15 protein-coding genes and 1 pseudogene are annotated in these 18,153 nt (G+C 73.7%); 7 read left to right on the top strand and 9 right to left on the bottom strand.

Annotated features, from left to right (window positions below; translation table 11 throughout):
• The first annotated feature begins 42 nt into the window (after positions 1-42).
• Complete coding sequence (locus E1266_RS00200; RefSeq protein ID WP_132042373.1) at positions 43-1,749, top strand: class I SAM-dependent methyltransferase; 1,707 nt, start codon at positions 43-45, stop codon at positions 1,747-1,749.
• Positions 1,750-1,828: 79 nt separating this feature from the next.
• Here the strand turns inward: E1266_RS00200 and E1266_RS00195 are convergent, their stop codons facing one another.
• Together E1266_RS00195 and E1266_RS00190 are read right to left on the bottom strand one after the other, a co-directional pair.
• Positions 1,829-2,590 carry an ABC transporter permease gene (locus E1266_RS00195; RefSeq protein ID WP_132042371.1) on the bottom strand — a complete coding sequence of 254 codons (762 nt, stop codon included), beginning with the start codon at positions 2,588-2,590 and terminating at the stop codon, positions 1,829-1,831.
• Positions 2,587-3,327: an ABC transporter ATP-binding protein gene (locus E1266_RS00190; RefSeq protein ID WP_132042369.1), complete on the bottom strand. Its 741-nt coding sequence runs from the start codon at positions 3,325-3,327 to the stop codon at positions 2,587-2,589. Before E1266_RS00190 ends, E1266_RS00195 begins: the two co-directional genes overlap by 4 nt.
• Positions 3,328-3,454: 127 nt before the next feature.
• Here E1266_RS00190 and E1266_RS00185 point away from each other — a divergent pair, with 127 nt between their 5' ends.
• The gene (locus E1266_RS00185; protein WP_132042367.1) at positions 3,455-4,567 is read left to right on the top strand and encodes a histidine kinase; all 1,113 of its coding nucleotides are present in this window, start codon (positions 3,455-3,457) and stop codon (positions 4,565-4,567) included.
• Positions 4,564-5,226: a response regulator transcription factor gene (locus E1266_RS00180; protein WP_132042365.1), complete on the top strand. Its 663-nt coding sequence runs from the start codon at positions 4,564-4,566 to the stop codon at positions 5,224-5,226. Before E1266_RS00185 ends, E1266_RS00180 begins: the two co-directional genes overlap by 4 nt.
• Before the next feature lie 9 nt (positions 5,227-5,235).
• Here E1266_RS00180 and E1266_RS00175 read toward each other — a convergent pair whose 3' ends face one another.
• Both E1266_RS00175 and E1266_RS38690 read right to left on the bottom strand, forming a co-directional pair.
• On the bottom strand, positions 5,236-5,463 hold the full coding sequence (locus tag E1266_RS00175; protein ID WP_184889708.1) for a hypothetical protein: 228 nt from the start codon (positions 5,461-5,463) through the stop codon (positions 5,236-5,238).
• A gap of 267 nt (positions 5,464-5,730) precedes the next feature.
• Positions 5,731-5,841, bottom strand: a pseudogene (locus E1266_RS38690) (zinc ribbon domain-containing protein); the annotation flags it as partial.
• Positions 5,842-5,864: 23 nt separating this feature from the next.
• Between E1266_RS38690 and E1266_RS00165 the strand changes: the two are divergent.
• Positions 5,865-6,896: a permease gene (locus E1266_RS00165; protein WP_132042363.1), complete on the top strand. Its 1,032-nt coding sequence runs from the start codon at positions 5,865-5,867 to the stop codon at positions 6,894-6,896.
• A complete protein-coding gene (locus tag E1266_RS00160) occupies positions 6,893-7,651 on the top strand; it encodes a TIGR03943 family protein (protein ID WP_207945333.1) in 759 nt (252 codons plus the stop codon). Before E1266_RS00165 ends, E1266_RS00160 begins: the two co-directional genes overlap by 4 nt.
• 9 nt (positions 7,652-7,660) lie before the next feature.
• On the opposite strand, the gene E1266_RS00155 is transcribed toward E1266_RS00160, so the two are convergent.
• Positions 7,661-10,399, bottom strand: a complete 2,739-nt coding sequence (locus E1266_RS00155) for a LuxR C-terminal-related transcriptional regulator (protein ID WP_132042361.1) — start codon at positions 10,397-10,399, stop codon at positions 7,661-7,663.
• A gap of 123 nt (positions 10,400-10,522) precedes the next feature.
• Between E1266_RS00155 and E1266_RS00150 the strand changes: the two genes are divergently transcribed.
• Positions 10,523-11,083, top strand: coding sequence for a dihydrofolate reductase family protein (locus tag E1266_RS00150; RefSeq protein WP_132042359.1), 561 nt, complete (start codon positions 10,523-10,525; stop codon positions 11,081-11,083).
• 167 nt (positions 11,084-11,250) lie between these two features.
• Positions 11,251-12,855 (top strand): FAD-dependent oxidoreductase, encoded by a 1,605-nt coding sequence (locus E1266_RS00145; RefSeq protein ID WP_132042357.1) that lies wholly within the window; start codon positions 11,251-11,253, stop codon positions 12,853-12,855.
• A gap of 24 nt (positions 12,856-12,879) precedes the next feature.
• Here the strand turns inward: E1266_RS00145 and E1266_RS00140 are convergent, their stop codons facing one another.
• From E1266_RS00140 to E1266_RS00125, 4 genes are all read right to left on the bottom strand, one after another.
• Complete coding sequence (locus E1266_RS00140) at positions 12,880-13,323, bottom strand: protein-tyrosine phosphatase family protein (RefSeq protein WP_243718132.1); 444 nt, start codon at positions 13,321-13,323, stop codon at positions 12,880-12,882.
• Positions 13,320-15,863 (bottom strand): ATP-dependent Clp protease ATP-binding subunit, encoded by a 2,544-nt coding sequence (locus E1266_RS00135; RefSeq protein WP_132042355.1) that lies wholly within the window; start codon positions 15,861-15,863, stop codon positions 13,320-13,322. The genes E1266_RS00140 and E1266_RS00135 overlap by 4 nt, the downstream gene beginning before the upstream one ends.
• Before the next feature lie 43 nt (positions 15,864-15,906).
• Entirely contained in the window at positions 15,907-16,893 is a 987-nt protein-coding gene (locus tag E1266_RS00130; protein WP_132042353.1) for a TIGR01777 family oxidoreductase, read from the bottom strand.
• 82 nt (positions 16,894-16,975) lie between these two features.
• Positions 16,976-18,013, bottom strand: coding sequence for an STM4015 family protein (locus E1266_RS00125; protein WP_132042351.1), 1,038 nt, complete (start codon positions 18,011-18,013; stop codon positions 16,976-16,978).
• Positions 18,014-18,153 lie beyond the last annotated feature (140 nt).

The following is an 18,153-nucleotide window of genomic DNA, read 5'->3' as shown; positions in this document are numbered from 1 at the left end:
CCTGTCTGTCCTGTCCGCCCCAATTTGTCACCCTATGTCACGATGACCGACCCAGCGGTGACCACCGTACGTCTCTCCGGAGCCGCGTACGGTCACCGGGAAGCTCGTTTCACAGGAGGCAGTCCGATTCAGCGCCAAGAGTTCGGGGAAAATCCGACCGAGGTTCGCGACACCGACCATTACACGGAGGAGTACGTCCAAGGCTTCGTCGAGAAGTGGGACGAACTCATCGACTGGAAGAGGCGCTACGAGAGCGAAGGCAGCTTCTTCATCGACCAGCTCAGGGAGCGCGGCGTCCGGAAGGTGCTCGACGTCGCCACCGGGACGGGCTTCCACTCCGTCCGGCTCCTGCAGGAGGGGTTCGAGACCGTCAGCGTCGACGGCAGCCCCGAGATGCTGCGCAAGGCATTCGAGAACGGGTTCGCGTTCGGCGGCCACATCCTGCGCGTGGTGCACGCCGACTGGCGTTTCCTGAACCGCGACGTCCACGGCGAGTTCGACGCCATCATCTGCCTGGGCAACTCGTTCACCCATCTCTTCTCGGAACGCGACCGGCGTAAGGCCCTGGCGGAGTTCTACGCCATGCTCAAGCACGACGGCGTGCTCATCATCGACCAGCGCAACTACGACTCGATCCTGGACAACGGCTTCTCCAGCAAGCACTCCTACTACTACTGCGGCGAGGAGGTCACGGCCGAGCCCGAGTACGTCGACGAAGGACTCGCGCGGTTCCGGTACCGGTTCCCAGACGACAGCGAGTACTGCCTCAACATGTATCCGCTGCGCAAGAACTACATGCGGCGGCTCATGCGCGAGGTCGGCTTCCAGCGCATCGACACGTACGGGGACTTCCAGGCCACCTACGATGACGACGACCCCGACTTCTTCATCCACGTGGCCGAGAAGAAATACCTGGAAAACGACGTGAACACCGGCTACTCCAGCGCGGTCAACACCGCCCGCGACTACTACAACTCCAGCGACGCCGACGCCTTCTACCACTCCGTCTGGGGCGGGCAGCACATCCACGTCGGCATCTACGAGGACGGCGACACGATCGACGCCGCCAGCGCCCGGACGGTCGAGCGGATGGCCGCCGGCCTGGACCTGACGCCGTACTCGCACGTCATCGACCTCGGCGCGGGATACGGCGGCTCCGCCCGGTACCTCGCCCGCACCTACGGCTGCCGCGTCACCTGCCTCAACCTCAGCGAGGTGGAGAACGAGCGCAACCGGGCGATGAACGAGGAGCAGGGCCTCGCCGACCTCATCGACGTGGTCGACGGCTCCTTCGAGACCCTCCCGTTCAACGACAACTCGTTCCACGTCGTGTGGTCGCAGGACGCGCTGCTGCACGGCGGCGACCGCATCCGGGCGCTGGAGGAGGTCGCCCGGGTCCTCAAGCCGGGCGGGGTGTTCGTCTTCACCGACCCGATGGCGGCCGACGACTGCACCCGGGACGTCCTGCGGCCCATCCTCGACCGCCTGCACCTCGACACGATGGGGTCGCCCGGCTTCTACCTCCGCGAGATCGCCCGGCTCGGGCTGACGCCGGCCTTCGAGGACCTCACCCCGCACCTCACCACGCACTACGGGCGGGTCCTACAGGAGACCGAGGCGCGGGAGGCGGAGATCTCCCGGCAGATCAGCGCCGAGTACCTGGAGCGCATGAAGGCGGGCCTGGGCAACTGGGTCCGCGGCGGCGAGTCCGGCAACCTGAAGTGGGGCATCTTCCGCTGTAAGAACTGACGGGCCGCGAGACCGGCGAGGCCGGGAGAGGACGCTCCTCTCCCGGCCTCCGGCGTCCCGGGCGCCGTCGAGGCGGACGTCAGTCCCAGCGGAACGCCTTCGCCGCGACCGCGCCGGCGAGCGCGGCCGTCCCGGCGAGCGCGCCGAGATGCGCCAGGTCCGGTGGGACGCCCGTCCAGGCGGCGCTCAACGCCTCCACGCCCGCCCCGTACGGGAGGTACTCGCCGAGCGTCGCCAACGGGTCCGGGAGGTTCTCGCGCGGTCCGAAACCGCCGCCCAGGGCCATCGTCAGGAAGAACCCCACGAGGCCGAGCGCGACGGCCCCGTTCGCGGACGGCGCGACCGCCGCGACCAGCATGCCGAGCGCGTACATCGTCGCCGTCACCAGGCAGAACACGCCGACCGCGGTGAGCGCGCCGCGCGGCATCGACGCGCCGAACGCCAGCCGCGCCACCATGAGGGCCGCCAGCACGCCGACCAGCACCTGGGCGAGGCTCGCCAGCACCTGGGCGGCCAGGACCATCAGCGGATGCGCGGGCGTCACCGCCAGCCGCCGCAGCACGCCCGTCCTGCGATAGGTGGCGAGGACGGCCGGCATGTTCACCAGGCCGATCAGCGCGACCACCATCACCATCGTCATCGGGACGACGAAGGCGTCCAGCGCGGGGAGCCCGCGGAAGCGCTCCGCCCCCGCCCCCTCGGCGCCGAGCCCGGACATCACCATGATCAGCATCGGCAGGCCGAGCGGGATGACCAGCCCGGCGGTGTCCCGGGCGACCAGCTTCGCCTCGGTCCAGGTCAGCATCGCCCACGCCCGCGCGGGCGGCCGGCGGGCCGTCATCCGGCCTCCTCCTCCGGCGCCCGCCCGGTCAGCGCCAGGAAGGCGTCTTCGAGGGTGGCGCGCTCAAGGCCGGTCCCCGCCCGCGCGATCAGGCCGCCCGGGGTGTCCAGCGCGGCGATCCGTCCCCGGTCGATGACCGCCACGCGGTCGCACAGGCGCTCCGCCTCGGGCATGAAGTGCGTGACGAGCAGCACCGTCACGCCGGTGTCGCGGATCCGCTCGATCAGCTCCCAGGTGCCCCGGCGCGCCCGCGGGTCGAGGCCGGTGGTCAGCTCGTCGAGCACCGCGACGCGGGGCCTGCCGACCAGCGCCAGCGCGATCGACAGCCGCTGCGCCTGGCCTCCGGAGAGGTCCTCGAACGCCGTGTCGCGCTTGCCCGCCAGCCCGAGCTCGTCCAGCAGCTGCCCGGGGTCGGCGCCGTCGGTGTAGAACGACCGGTACAGCGACACCGCCTCGCCGACCCGCAGCTTGTCGGGCAGCCCGCCGCCCTGCAGCTGCGCCCCCAACACCTGCCTGAGCCGCGCGCGGTCCCGCAGCGGGTCGAGCCCCAGCACGCTGATCCGTCCCGCGTCGGGCCGCCGCACCCCCTCGACGCACTCGACCAGGGTCGTCTTGCCCGCGCCGTTCGGGCCGACGATCCCGAAGATCTCCCCATGCTCGACGGTGAACGACACGTCGTCCACGGCGACCGTCCCGCCGTACCGCTTGCGCAGCCCCTCGACCTCGACCACAGCCATCGTCACGCCCCTTCCGGCCGCAAACGCTAGGCGGCCGCCGCGCCCGCACGCGCGTGCCGGAGGTCATGGACCGCACCCATGACTTCCGGCACGGTCCGGCCCGGCGCGATGCCCGTAACCTTCGAGCATGGCCAAGTCCCATCTCGCGGTCTGGGGCGCGGCGAGCGTCCTGGCGGTCTGCCTGCTGGTCGGCGCGCCGGTGGCGTTCTCCGCCGCAGACGTCACGATCGGGCCGGCCTGGCTGTGGTGGGCGTGCTACCTCGGGTTCCTCGCGCTGTTCACGTCGGCGCTCCTGGACGACGCGCCGCGCCGCACCGGCCGGTGGGCGCTCCTGCTCGCCGTCGCGGCCGCGGGCGCCGCGACCGTCCTGCTGGGCGCGCAGGCCGCCTGGCTCGCGATCCTGCTGGTTTTCGTCACCGCGGTCACGGCCCACCGGACGACGCTGCGCAACACGGCCGCGGTGCTCGGGTTCAACAGCGCCGTCGCCGGTGCGGCGCCAATGCTGCGCGACGGCACCGTCGCGGACGTGGTGCTCACCGCGTCGCTCTACACGATGCTCCAGGTCTGCACGGTGTGGGCGGTGCGCAGCGAGCAGCGCGAGAGCGCGGCCCGGGAACGCCTCGCCGTGGCCAACACCGAGCTCCGCGCCGCCACCGCGCTGCTGGCGGAGTCGAGCCGATCCGCCGAGCGGCTGCGCATCTCCCGCGAGCTGCACGACCTCCTCGGGCACCAGCTCACCGCGCTCGTCCTCGAACTGGAGGTGGCCGCGCACCACAGCGCGCCGCCCGCCGCCGACCACGTGGCACGGGCCCGCGGGCTGGCCAGGGACCTCCTCGGCGACGTGCGCACGGCGGTGGGCGAGCTGCGCGCCCGCACCCCGCCCCTGCACCGCGCGCTCGCGGAGATCGTCGCGGACCTCCCGCACCCGCGCGTCCACCTGAGCGTCGCCGGCGGGGTCGAGCCGGACGAGGCGCACACCGCGGTGCTGATCCGCTGCGTCCAGGAGGTCGTCACGAACGCCATCCGGCACGCCGAGGCCGAGAACCTGTGGATCGACATCGGCCGGACCGGGCGCGGCGAGATCGTCCTCACCGCGCGCGACGACGGCCGCGGCGCGTCCGTGCTGCGCCTCGGCAACGGCCTGACCGGCGTCCGCGAGCGCATCGCCCAGCTCGACGGCGAGGTGTCGTTCGACACCCGGTCGGGCTTCACCGTCAGCGCCAGGGTGCCGGCGCCGTGATCCGCGTGTGCGTCACCGACGACCAGACGCTGGTGCGGCAGGGGATCCGGCACCTGCTGGAGCTGTCCGCCGAGGTGACCGTCACCGCCGAGGCGGCGGACGGGGACGAGGCGCTGGCCGTCCTGGAGTCCGACCCCCCGGACGTCCTCCTCCTCGACCTCCGCATGCCCGGCCGGGACGGCATCGCCACGCTCACCGCGATGCGCGAGCGCGGCCTCGCCGTCCCCACCCTCGTGCTGACGACGTTCGACGACGACGAGCTGGTGCTGCGCGCCCTCCGCGCCGGAGCGTCCGGCTACCTGCTCAAGGACGTCACCCTCGACCAGGTCGTCACCGCGATACGCACGCTCGCGGAAGGCGGCACGCTGGTCCAGCCGGGCCTGACCGAACGGCTGCTCCAGGCCATGCGGCGCATGCCGGACCCGGACGACCCCCGGGACCTCCCGCCCCAGCCGCTCACCGGCCGGGAACGGGACGTGCTGCGCCTGCTGGCCGCCGGCTACGCCAACCGGGAGATAGCCGGCGCCCTCCACCTGGCGGAGGGCACGGTGAAGAACCACGTCTCCAGCGTCCTGGCGAAGCTGGGCGTGCGAGACCGGACCAGGGCCGTGCTGAAGGCCCTGCACCACGGCCTGCTGGACGCTCCGCCGGGCCGCTGAGCCGGACCTCTAGAGCTTCAGAAGCTTGCTGTACGGGGCGGGGATGCGGACCTTCCCCGTCCCGAAGTCGACCAGGACCGCTTGGCCCTCCTCGACCTCGAGCACGCGTCCGAGCCCGTACTTGTCGTGCGTGACCCGGTCCTCAGGTGCGAACTCCTTGGCCGGTGGCGCAGCGGGCGGGGGTTTGAAGGGACTGGTGGGCAGATGTCGCCGCCTGGCGGCTCCTGTGGGTTTCATCAATGCCCAGTATGCGCCTGCCGGGGCCCCTGAGGCAGCCCGACCCCTCGATTCGGTCCGGACGTGTCGCGCGAAGGGTCGCGGTTTCGGCCCGGCCGCTCTGGCACGATTGTCGCCTTGACGTCCTCCCCGCCTGAAGTGAAGGCGGGGGATCCAACCCGGTCCATACGCAGGCAGGAGAGCAGGTTGAGGTTCGCGGTTCACCGGCCCGCCCAGCGGCGTGCCTCCCCGCGCGGCCGCCGTGCGTCCCACGGCGGTGTCTCGGATGTTGCGTGCGGCGTTGACGTCGGCGTTGGCCCGATGCCCGCAGGCCGCGCACCGGAACACCGCTTGCCTCTCGCGGTTGTCCGGGGCGCGGTGCCCGCAGGGGTTGCAGGTCATCTCCACGCTGCAGGTATCGGATGAGCGACCGCGTCGGCCTGCGGGAGGCCGAGGACGAGCTGCTTCCGCCGGCCGATTGGGGCCGCCGTGATCCCGTCACTCCCGGTACCCGCGCCGCCCTGGTCTTCGGCCTGCTGGCGGCCGTGCTCGTGCTCGGGCGGACGTGGCTGGCACCGCTGATCGACGCGGGCGCGCTGGACGCGTGGACCACCATCTTCGTCGCGGTGTGCGTCCAGGCCCTGCCCTTCCTGGTGTTCGGGGTGGCGCTGTCGGCCGCGATCACCGCGTTCGTCCCGGCGTCGCTGTGGCGGCGGGTGCTGCCGCGCCGGCCGGGCGCCGCGGTGCCCGCCGCGGGCGCGATGGGGGCCGTGCTGCCGGGGTGCGAGTGCGCGTCGGTACCGGTCGCGGGCGGGCTGATGGCGCGCGGGGTCGCGCCCTCCGCCGCGCTGACCTTCCTGCTCGCCGCCCCCGCGATCAACCCGGTCGTGATGGTCGCCACGGCGGTCGCCTTCCCGGGGAGACCGGAGATGGTGGTGGGCCGGTTCGCCGCGTCCCTGCTCGTGGCGGTGCTGGTCGGCTGGGTGTGGCTGCTGGTGGGCAAGGGCGAATGGATCCGGATCCCGTCCCGGCCGGAGGCGCACGGGAGGGCCGGGCGCGCGGAGGCGTTCCGGCAGGCGATGCGGCACGACATCGTCCACGCCGGGGGGTTCCTGGTGGTCGGCGCGATGGCGGCGGCCACCATCAACGTGATCGTCCCCGCGGGCTGGGTGGACGCCGCGGCCGGGGACGCCGTCGTCTCGGTGCTGCTGCTCGCGCTGCTGGCCGTGCTGATGTCCATCTGCTCGGAGGCCGACGCGTTCGTCGCGGCGAGCCTGTCGCAGTTCTCGACGACCGCGAAGCTGACCTTCCTGGTCGTCGGGCCGATGGTGGACCTGAAGCTGATCGCGCTCCAGGCGGGCTTCTTCGGCCGCCGCTTCGCGGTCCGGTTCGTGCCGCTGACGTTCTGCCTCGCGGTCGGCGTCAGCGTGCTGGTGGGAGGGCTGCTGTCGTGACCAGGGCCGCGCAGAACCTGCTGCTGGTGTTCCTCGGCGCCGCGGTGCTGTGGATCACGCTGGTCAGCGGCGAGTACGTCAACTACGTGCGGCCGGGCTTCCGGTATCCGCTGGTGGCCGCGGCCGTGGCGCTGCTGGCCCTGGGCGCCGCCGGGCTCCGCCGCGATTGGCGGGACGCCCCGGGCCACGACGACGGCCACCCCGACCACGGCCGCACCGACCACGGGCACGGGCATGATCACTCGCGCGGGCCGCGGGTGGCGTGGCTGCTCGGACTGCCCGTGCTGGCGCTCTTCGTCATCGCGCCGCCCGCGCTCGGCTCGTTCAGCGCGGCGCGCGACACCGACCGCGCGGCGCCGCCGCCCGCCCCGCCGGACGACGGCTTCCCCCCGCTGTCCGCGGCCGCCGGGCCGGTCGACATGAGCGTGGGCGAGTTCCTCGGCCGCGCCCACGAGGCCCAGACCGGCGACCCCGCGAAGCTCCAGGGCGTCCCCGTGCGGCTGACCGGGTTCGTCACCCCGGCCGGGAAGGGCCGGGGCGGCTGGCGGCTCACCCGGATGAAGATCGCCTGCTGCGCGGGCGACGCCGTCCCGTTCCCGGTGCGGGTGCGCGGCGTCCCGCAGCCGCCCGCCGACTCCTGGGTCCGGGTCACGGGCGTCTGGGAGCCGCCCCGCCAGACGGACAGGACTGTCGTGCAGACCCTCCGCGCCCACTCCCTCAGGGAGATCGAAGAGCCGAAGAACCCGTACGAGTGACCCGGTCCGTCAGGGTGCGTGCATGTCGGCGAGTTCCTTGCGGCCCTCGTCCAGCCTGCCGGGGATGAGGAGCAGCGTGCAGGCCCGCTCGTAACGGGCGCCGATGCGCTCCCACGCCTCGGCGGCGGCGGACAGTTCGCCCGGGTCGTCGTGGAGGCGTCCGGCGGCGCGGGTGAGGGAGGCGGCGGCCCAGTCGCTCTCCGCCGCGGCGTCGCGAGCGGCGGCGAGCCGTTCGGCCGCGTCGGGGAGCCCGGCCGCGACGGCCAGCTCGGCACCGGCCGCACGGGCGTACGTCCGGTACCAGTCCTGCGGCGGGAAGTCCGCGAACGCCGCGTCGACCAATTCAGCCGGGCTCGCGTCCGCCGTTCCGGACCGCAGCGCGATCCGGGCGTCGACGAACGCGGCGAACGAGGCGAGGTACCGGGAGCGGGCGGCGCCGGCGACGCGTTCCGCGCGGGCGCGCCACACCCGGAACCCGGCCTCCTCGCCGAGCAGCCCGTGCGCGAGGGCGACCGCCGCGACCGCCGGCGCGACCCAGGCGAGGGGGCTGCCCGCCTGCTCGCACACCCCCCACAGGGTCGGCGCGTGGTCCAGCGCCTCGCGCAGGCCGCCGGTGAGGACGAGCGGCGGCAGCAGGGTGCTCACCGCGACCGGCGACCGCTCCCCGATCAGGTCGTCGGCGGCGGCGAGCCGGGCCGCGGCCAGCGCGGCGGGCAGGTCCCCGGCCGCGACGGCGCAGGACGACCCCATGTGGAACGCGTCGGTGATCTCCGGGGCCGGGTACGGGACGTCGCGCGGCATCGCGGGCAGCAGCCCGACCCGCTCCGCGGCGACGCGGTGCGCCTCGCGGAACCGCCCGGCGGTGAGCGCGGCGATCCCCGCCGCGTCGAGCGCCCCGCAGAGCAGCACCGGGTCGCCGGTCGCGCGGGCGGCGGCCACCGCGCCGCCGACCAGGGACGGCTCCGGGGCGACCTTCTCCTCGCGGGCGTTCCAGGCGCGCGCCGCGGCGAGGTGGGCGGCGACGAGGGGGTCCCGGTCGTCCCCGGCGGACGCGGCGGCGGCGAGGAGGTCCCGGAGGCGCCCGTGCGGGATCTCGGCCGCGAACCCGGACGGGTGCCGCTCGGCGGTCGTGACGGCGAACGCGAGCGCGACCGCCTCGGCGTTCCCGGCACCGGCCGCGCGGGCCCGGTCCGCCGCGGCGAGGAGCAGCTCGAAGGCGCGGCCCGTGTCGATGAGCGCGTGCGCGGCGTCCGCGGCGGCGCGCAGGTCGGCGGCGGCCTCGCCCGGGTCGGGCGCCCGCCGGGCGGCCTCCTCGTAGTGGCCGGGCACCTCGCGCAGGAACCTGCGGGCGTAGGTGAGGTGGGCGAGGGAGCGGGCCAGCCGGTGCGGGACGACGGCGCGGCCGGGCGGCGCGCCCGCGAGGGCCGACCGCAGGTCGTCGGCGACGGCGTCGAAGCCCGCGCGCGTCCCGCCGTCCATCCGGCCGTCCAGCCGGTCCTCCAGTTCGGCGGCCGTCTCGGTGGCCCACCGCAGGTGGCGGTCCCGCACCGCGTCGCCCTCGCCGGCGGCCTCCAGCCGTTCGGCGGCGAACGCGCGCACCGTCGCCGGCAGCCGCCACCGGCCCCGCGCGGGACCGGCGACGAGGCTCTTGTCGACCAGCCGCCCGAGCAGGTCGGCGGTGCGGCCGGGGGCGGCCGTGCCGGGATCCGCCGCGACGGCGGCGGCCGTCGCGAGGTCGAACGCGCCGGCGAAGACCGACAGCCGGCGGAACAGCACCCGCTCGTCGTCGGTGAGGAGGTCGTGGCTCCAGCCGAGCACCGCGCGCAGCGACCGGTGCCGTGCCACGGACCCGCGCCCGCCGCTCAGCAGGCGCAGGACGTCGTCCAGGGCGGCCAGCAGGCCCGGCGCGCCGAGCGACGCGCTGCGCGCCGCCGCCAGCTCGATCGCCAGCGGCATGCCGTCCAGGCGGCGGCACAGCTCGCGGACGTCGGCGGGGTCGGCGGTGAAACCGGGGTCGGCGGCCGCCGCCCGGTCGAGGAAGAGCCGTTCGGCGTCGGAGTCCAGCGGGAGCGGCGGCACCGGGACGGTCCGCTCGCCGGGCACGCCGAGCCGTTCGCGGCCGGTGGTCAGCACGGTCACCGCGGCGCAGCCGGACAGCAGCCGCTCGGTGAAGGCGGCGACGGCGTCCAGCAGGTGCTCGCAGTTGTCCAGGACGAGCAGCGACCGCCCGCGGCCGAGGTGCCGCGCGACGGCGTCCTCCAGTGCCTGCCCTGGGCGTTCGGTCACCCCGAGGGCGGACGCCACCGCCTCCGCGACGAAGCCGTCGCGCACCGGCACCAGGTCGACGAACGCGCCGCCCAGCGGGAACGCGGACGCCGCGGACTCCGCCACGGCGACCGCCAGCCGCGTCTTGCCGATCCCGCCCGTGCCCAGCAGCGTCACCAGCCGGGTGTCCCCGAACAGGCCGAGGGCCAGGTCCAGCTCGGCGGCGCGGCCGAAGAACGCCGTGCGCGGCGCCGGGAGGCCGGACAGGTGGCCGGGCGGCGGGGTGCGGCGGGACGCCTCGTCCGCGAGCGCCCACCGGTCGGCGACCCCGTACTTGCGCAGCAGCGACGAGATGTGGCTCTCGACCGTGCGCACGGAGATGTGCAGGCGCCCGGCGATCTGGGCGTTCGACAGCCGCGCGCCGAGCGCGGCGAGGACCTCGGCCTCGCGCTCGGTGATCTCCACAGGCCGCTCGCGGGTCACCACGCCAGTCTGACCGATCCGCGGGGCCTCGGTGGCCTCCGTGGTGCTTCAGTGGCGCCACGGATGCCCGCGCACCGGTCGCGGAACGAGGCTGGAGCCACGGTTCGAGATCGGAGGAAAATCATGCGACGCATCATCAACTCGACCTTCGTCACGATCGACGGGGTCATCAAGGACCCGCAGGACTGGCCGTCGCTCGACGCCACGGACGACACCGACGCGCAGACCGAGGTGCTGGCGGGCTGCGACGGCGTCATGTTCGGCCGGCACACCTACGACAGCTTCGCCTCGGTGTGGCAGGGACGGTCCGGCGACCCGTACACCGACAAGATGAACGCGGTGTCCAAGTACGTCGTCTCCACCACCATGGACAAGGCGGACTGGGCGAACTCCACCGTCATCGGCGGCGACGTCCCCGCCGAGATCGCGCGGCTGAAGGACGGCCCGGGCGGCGACATCGTGCAGTACGGGTTCGGCAGGCTCTCCCACACCCTGATGGAGCACGGCCTGCTCGACGAGCTCCGGCTCTGGATCCACCCGTTCTTCTTCGGGCGGGCAGGCGGCGACGGGCTGCTGTTCCGCGAGGGCACCCGGGCGATGTTCGAGGTCAACGAGACGAAGACGTACGCGTCGGGGGTCGTGCTGCTGTCCTACCGGCTCAAGCCGGAGGCCGCCCGGTCCTGACCCCGGTCCTGATCCCGGGGGGCGGATCGCCCGGTGGCCGGTCGGTTCCGGTCACCGGGACTCGCGTTGGCGGGGGCGCCGGGGGCTTCTACCGTGCAGCCATCCGGGCGATCGGGCCAGGCGCGGGTCCCCACCAGTGGTCGCCTCACGGACGCTGAGAGGTGCACATGGATCGGACCGCCGATTACGTCGTCGTGGGGGCGGGCAGCGCGGGCTGCGTGCTGGCGAAGCGCCTGGCCGAGTCGGGGGCGGACGTCGTCCTGGTCGAGGCGGGCGGATCCGACCGGACCGCGCTCGTCCGCAAGCCGGGGCTGATCGCCATCTTCCACAACGTCCCGCAGCTGAAGAAGCGGCTGGACTGGGGCTTCTACAGCGCCCCGCAGCCGAACGCGCTCGACCGGAAGATCCCGCAGACCAGGGGCCGGGTGCTGGGCGGCTCCGGGTCGATCAACGGGCTGCTGTTCGTGCGCGGCCACCGCAGGAACTACGACGACTGGGCGGCGGAGGGCTGTGAGGGCTGGGGCTACGACGACGTCCTGCCCAGCTTCCGGCGGATGGAGAACTGGGAGGACGGCGCGACCGACCTGCGCGGCGCGGGCGGCCCGATCCAGGTGACCCGGCAGCGCGACCTCACGCCCGCGTCCGAGGCGTTCCTGGAGGCGATGGCCGACACGGCGGGCGTGAAGCGGAACGACGACTACAACGGGGAGGAGCAGGAAGGCGCGTCGATCTTCCAGCAGAGCGCCCACGACGGGCTGCGCTACAGCTCCTCCGTCGGCTACCTCGACGACCACGGCCTGGACAACCTGACCGTGCTGACCAAGGCGACCGTGGGGCGCGTGGTCGTCCGGGACGGCCGCGCCACCGGCGTCGAGATCGTCGACGGCAAGGACCGCGGAACGATCCACGCGACGCAGGAGGTGATCCTCGCGGCGGGCGCGTTCGGCTCGCCGCACCTGCTGATGCTGTCGGGGGTCGGGCCCGCCGCGCACCTCCGCGAGCACGGCATCGAGGTCCACGCCGACCTGCCCGTCGGCGACAACCTCCACGACCACATGTTCGTGCCGATGACCTTCGTCATGGGCACCGCCCGGAACCGCGGCACCGCGCCCTACTTCGCGTCGGGGCTGCTCAAGGAGTGGACCCGCGGCGGGACGTGGATGGCGCGCAGCGTGTTCGAGGCCGTCGGGTTCGTCCGCAGCCCGCAGGCGGGCGACATCCCCGACCTGCAGATCCACGCGCTGCCGTGGTCGTACCCGTTCCCCAACCAGGACGCGCCGACCCGGCACAAGGTCGACAAGCGCCCCGCCCTCACGATCATGCCGACGCTGATCTACCCGAAGAGCCGCGGCACGGTGCGGCTCGCGTCCGCCGACCCGGCCGCCGCGCCCGTCATCGACCCCGGCTACCTCAGCGAGCCCGACGACGCCCGGCTGCTGCTGGACGGCATCGAGCTCGTCCGGGAGATCATGGCGAACCGGCTCATCGCCGGGGACGTGACCGCCGAGCTGTCCCCCGGGCCGGAGTTCCCCGACCGCGCCACGATGGCCAGGGAGCTGCCGAACCGGGCGACGACCGTCTACCACCCGGTGGGCAGCTGCCGGATGGGCGCGGACGAGCGCGCCGTCGTCGACCCCGCGCTGCGCGTCCGCGGTGTGGAGGGGCTCCGCGTCGCGGACGCCTCGATCATGCCGAGCATCACCGGCGGGAACACCGCGGCGCCGAGCATGATGATCGGGGAGCACGCGGCGTCGCTGATCCTCGGCGGCTGACCCGGCGGGTCGGCCGGCGGCGGGTCAGCCGGGGAACGCGGCCACCCAGCGGCGCTGCCAGGGCGTCTCCACGGCCCGCGGGTGGTGGTGCTCGCGCGCCCACGCGACGGCGTCGGACGGTGCCACGCCGGACAGGACGGCGAGGCACGCGACCACCGTCCCGGTGCGCCCGACACCGCCCCCGCAGGCGACCTCCACGGGCTCGCCCGAGCGGGCCCGCTCGTGCAGCGCGCGGATCTGCCGGACGGCCTCGTCCCGGTCGCGGGGCAGCCGGAAGTCGGGCCAGTCGAGCCACACGGACGGCCAGGTCAGCGCGGGCTCGTGCTTGCGGCGGAGCTTGCCGTGGCCGAGGTAGAGGCCGAAGCCGGGGACGGGGCCGTCCGGCATCGGGTTGCGCAGGCCGCGCCCCCGGATCCAGGTGCCGTCCGGGAGCTGCAGGGAGCCGGTGAGGGGGGCCGTCGTCGTCACGACGACGACTGTAGCCCCTCGCCCGTCGCCGGTTCCGTCTCCTCGGTCGTGACGTGGAACTCCAGGCCGCCGTCGACCGTGGAGACCCGCACGTGGCTGCCGTGCCGCAGGTCTCCGGCGAGCAGCAGGTCGGACAGCTGGTCGTCCACCTCCCGCTGGATCGTGCGGCGCAGCGGGCGGGCGCCGAACTCGGGCTGGTGGCCGCGCTCGGCGATCCAGTCGACGGCCTCGGCGGTGAAGGTGACGTCGACGTCCTGCGCGCGGAGGCGGCGGCGCGTCTCGTCCAGCAGCAGGTCGGTGATCTGGCGGAGCTGCCCCGCCTCCAGCCGCTGGAACACGATGATCTCGTCGATCCGGTTGAGGAACTCGGGCCGGAACGCCTCGCGCAGCCGGCGCATGATCCGGTCGCTGAGCGCGGCGCCCTCGCCGCCGGCCGTCCCGAACCCGATGTCGGTCCGGCCGGTGATCAGCTCGGAGCCGAGGTTGCTGGTCATGATGACCACGGTGTTGCGGAAGTCGACGGTGCGGCCCTGCGCGTCGGTGAGGCGGCCGTCGTCCAGGAGCTGCAGGAGCACGTTGAAGACGTCCTGGTGCGCCTTCTCGATCTCGTCGAGCAGGATCACCGAGTACGGCTGCCGCCGGACCGCGTCGGTGAGCTGCCCGGCCTCCTCGTACCCGACGTATCCGGGCGGCGCGCCCATCAGCCGGCTCACCGTGTGCCGCTCCTGGAACTCGCTCATGTCGAACCGGACCAGCCGGTCGCGGCTGCCGAACAGCGCCTCGGCGAGCGCCTTGGCCAGCTCGGTCTTCCCGACGCCGGTCGGGCCGAGGAACAGGAACCCGCCGATCGGACGGTCCGGGTCGCCCATCCCCGCGCGGGACCGGCGGACGGCGCGCGCCACCGCGGCGACGGCGTCCTCCTGCCCGATCACGCGCTCGTGCAGGTGCTCCTCGAGCCGCGTCAGCCGCTCCCGCTCGGCCTGCGTGAGCTGGGTGACCGGCACGCCGGAGATCCGCGAGACGACCTCGGCGATGTCCTCCGTCGTCACCTCCGGGACCGTGGCGGGGCCGCCGTTGTCGCGGATCGCCGCGATCTCCCGCTCCAGCCGGGCGACCTCGTCGCGGAGCTCGGACGCCCGCTCGTAGTCCTCGTCGGCGACGGCCTGGTCCTTCTCCCGGCGCCGCCGGTCGAGCCGGTCCTCCAGCTCGCGGCGGCCGCCGTCCCGCCCGGAGCGCAGCCGGACGCGGGCACCGGCCTGGTCGATCAGGTCGATCGCCTTGTCCGGCAGGAAGCGGTCGGTCAGGTACCGGCTGGACAGGTCCACGGCCGCGACCAGCGCCTCGTCGGTGAACCGCACCCGGTGGTGCGCCTCGTACCGGTCGCGGAGGCCGCGCAGGATCTCGATGCTGTCGTCCACCGACGGCTCGGGCACCAGGATCGGCTGGAACCGGCGTTCCAGCGCGGCGTCCTTCTCGATGTTGCGGCGGTACTCGTCGATGGTCGTCGCGCCGACGACGTGCAGCTCGCCGCGCGCCAGCGGCGGCTTCAGCATGTTGCCCGCCGACATCGCGCCCTCGGCGCCGCCCGCGCCGACCAGCGTGTGGATCTCGTCGATGAAGATCACCAGCTCGTCGGCGTGCGCGCGGATCTCGTCCACGACCTTCTTCAGCCGCTCCTCGAAGTCGCCCCGGTAGCGGGTGCCGGCGACGACGCCGCCGAGGTCGAGCTGCACCAGCCGCTTGCCGCGCAGCGTCTCCGGGATGTCGTCGTCCACGATCCGCTGCGCGAGCCCCTCGGCGATCGCGGTCTTGCCGACGCCCGGGTCGCCGATCAGCACCGGGTTGTTCTTGGTGCGCCGGGACAGGACCTCGACGGTCTCCTCGATCTCGTCCTCGCGGCCGATCACCGGGTCGATCCGGCCCTCCCGGGCGAGCGCGGTCAGGTCGCGGCCGAACTCGTCCAGCGTCGGGGTGCCGGTCTGCTGCCCGCCGCCGGGACCGCCCGGGGGATGCTGCCCGCCGCCGGTCGCCGCCGACTGGAGCGTGTCCGGCGTGACGTGCTCGGCGTCCAGGATCCGGCCCGCGCCGGAGCCGCGGTCGAGCGCCAGCGCGAACAGCAGGTGCTCGGGCCCGATGTAGGACGACCCCAGCGCCCGCGAGACCTGGTGGCTGTCCAGGAGGGCGCGCTTGGCCGACGGCGTCAGCTCGGGCGGCACGTCCCGCGGCTCACCGCGGCGGACGTGCTCCTCGATCTCTTGCTTGATCTTGTCCGGGTCGGCGCCGGCCCGTTCCAGCCAGTGCCGGGTGCCCTGCTGCCGGGTCGCCGCCCACAGCAGGTGGTCGGTGTCGAGGTCGACGCTGCCCCACTGCGCCGCCTGCGTGGCCGCGTCCCGCACGAGCTCCCGCGCGGGCTCGCTCATCAGCCGCGCGATGCTGATCCGCTCCATCGGACGGCGGTGCGCCCGCGATCCAAAGAAGCGGGCGAGCATCTCCTCGAACGGGTCCATGCCGCCGCCCGATCCGTACCACCCCGATGCCATGTCCCAAACCCCCCGCGCTGGAGACGACAACGTTCGGCAACGGTCACTCACCTGCCCGGACACGCATTCCGGAAACCCGCCGCGGCCGTGCGCGACGCAGGCGCCGGGCCGCGAGTTCCCCGGCCGCGTCCGGCCAGCTCGGGTGGTCGAACGTGAAGCCCGCTTCGAGGAGGCGGCCCGGGACGACGCGGCGGCTCTTCAGCAGGAGTTCGGTGTCGGAGCGGATCGCGAGCGCCCCCAGCTCCGCCATCCACGCGGTCGCGGGCAGCCCGACCGGCATGCGGCACGCGGCGCGCAGGGCCCGCATGAACGCGCGGTGCGGCAGCGGGCCCGGGGCGGCGATGTTCACCGGCCCGGCGATGTCGTCCCGGTCGATCAGGAACTCGATCGCGCGGACGAAGTCGTGCTCGTGAATCCAGGAGACGTACTGCGCGCCGCCCGCGACCGGCCCGCCGAGGCCGAGGCGCGCCATCCACAGCAGGACGTCGAAGACTCCGCCGCGGTCGGGGCTCATGACCATGGCGGAGCGCAGGGCGACCTTGCGGGTGGCGGGTGTCGCGGCCTGCTCCTGCGCCCGCTCCCAGTTCCTGGCGATCTTGACGCTGTAGGCCCAGTACGCCGGGACGCCCGGCTCGGCACCGCCGATCACGCCGGTCGCCTCGTCGTGGGGGGCGTCGAAGCGGTGGGCGTAGACGGTCGCGGTGCTCATCTGCAGCCAGACGCGCGGCGGCCGCGCGGCGGCGGCGATCGCCTCGCCCACCACCTCGGTGGAGTGCACGCGGGAGTCCATCATGTCCTGGAGGTTGGCGGGCGTGTAGCGGCAGCTGACGCTGCGCCCGGCGAGGTTGATCACCACGTCGCTGCCGTCGACGACCTCGGTCCAGGGGCCCGGCGTGCGGCCGTCCCAAGCGACCTCGCGCTCACGCGACGGCCTCCTGGTCAGGACCGTGACCTCATGGCCCGCGGCCGTCAGGGCGCGATCCAGGATCGTGCCGACCTGGCCGGTTCCTCCGGGAATCACGATCCGCATGGGCCCCACTCCTTCGTGCATTCGGGATCCTACCTCGAAACTGAACGCGTTCAAAGAACGTGGTCGGCCTGCATCGTGATGTTCACCGGACGATCGCCGGAGCGATCGGCTCCTCCTCGTACTCCTCGTCGTCGTACTCGTCGTCGTATTCCTCGTCGGCCTCCTGCCGGCCACCGGCGTCGATGCCGACCCCCGCGGCGGCGAACCGGCCGCGGACCCGCTCGGTCATCTCCTCCGACATGTGGTGGTGGTGCAGGTCGAGGCGGTCCAGGCCGAGGAAGGCGGGGGCGTCGAGCAGAACGCCGGCGCCCTTGTCGGTGAGGGTGCCCAGCGACAGGTCGAGGACGGCCAAGCGGCGGGTGACGGGCGCGTCGGCCAACGCCGCGACAAGCGAATCGGTGTCCTGGCCGTTGCGCAGGCCGAGGGACTTCAGGGCCGGGAACGCCGTGCCCCCGAGCAGCCGGGTCAGATCCTCCGGAGAGGCGCCGTCGCCGTCCGCCGAGCCGAGGTACAACTCCAGGTGCTCCAGCGCCGGAAGATCCGAGGAGAGGACGTCGCGCACCACGGAAGGGTCGAGCCGATGGGTCTGGAAGGTCAGGCGTCGCAGTTCTTCGTGCCCGGAGACGTTCCAGGCGAGCTTGAACTCCCCCCAGCTCCCCCCGAACCTCATCTCGTCCGCCCCCCGGACGACGAACTCGCCCAGATGCGGAAAGGCGGCCAAGAGCGGGGAGACATCGGTCTGCGCGATCCAGGAGAACTGGGGGATCTCCCGGCGGGTGACCTCACCGAAGAACAGCGCCCGCAGCGCGGGGAACGCCCCGGCGCGCTCGGCGAGCGCGTCGCGGACGGCGTCCACATGGTCGTTGGCCGGACCGGGGTCCCAGCAATTCCCAATGATCAGTGCGGTGACGGCGGCGGTGTCGATCTCGGCGATGAAGCGCTCGAGGAAGGTACGGAAGTCCTCCTCTTCCCCGAAGGGCATCAGGCGCAGCCGCCAGGCGAACGCCCCCGGATCGGCCTTCGCCGGAACGAGCCCGTGCTCCGGCGGAAACGTCTCGCGCGAGGGGAAATCGACGGTCGGCAGCCCCGCGAACTCGGGGAGATGCTTGCGGTTCGGCACGGGCGGAACTCCTGAACGGCGACAATGCCGATCAAGGTACAGCGCGAATCCGACACTCCCCCGGGCGTCCGGAAGAGCCGTGAAGGTATCGGGAATTGCCGGAGGCGTTCGGTTCCCTCGTCCGGCGCGGTATCGCCGCC

It is taken from the genome of Actinomadura sp. 7K534 (assembly GCF_004348575.1).
GTDB lineage: Bacteria > Actinomycetota > Actinomycetes > Streptosporangiales > Streptosporangiaceae > Spirillospora > Spirillospora livida.
The sequence above is the reverse complement of the archived record's forward strand: the minus strand, read 5'-3'. Positions and strand labels throughout refer to the sequence as shown.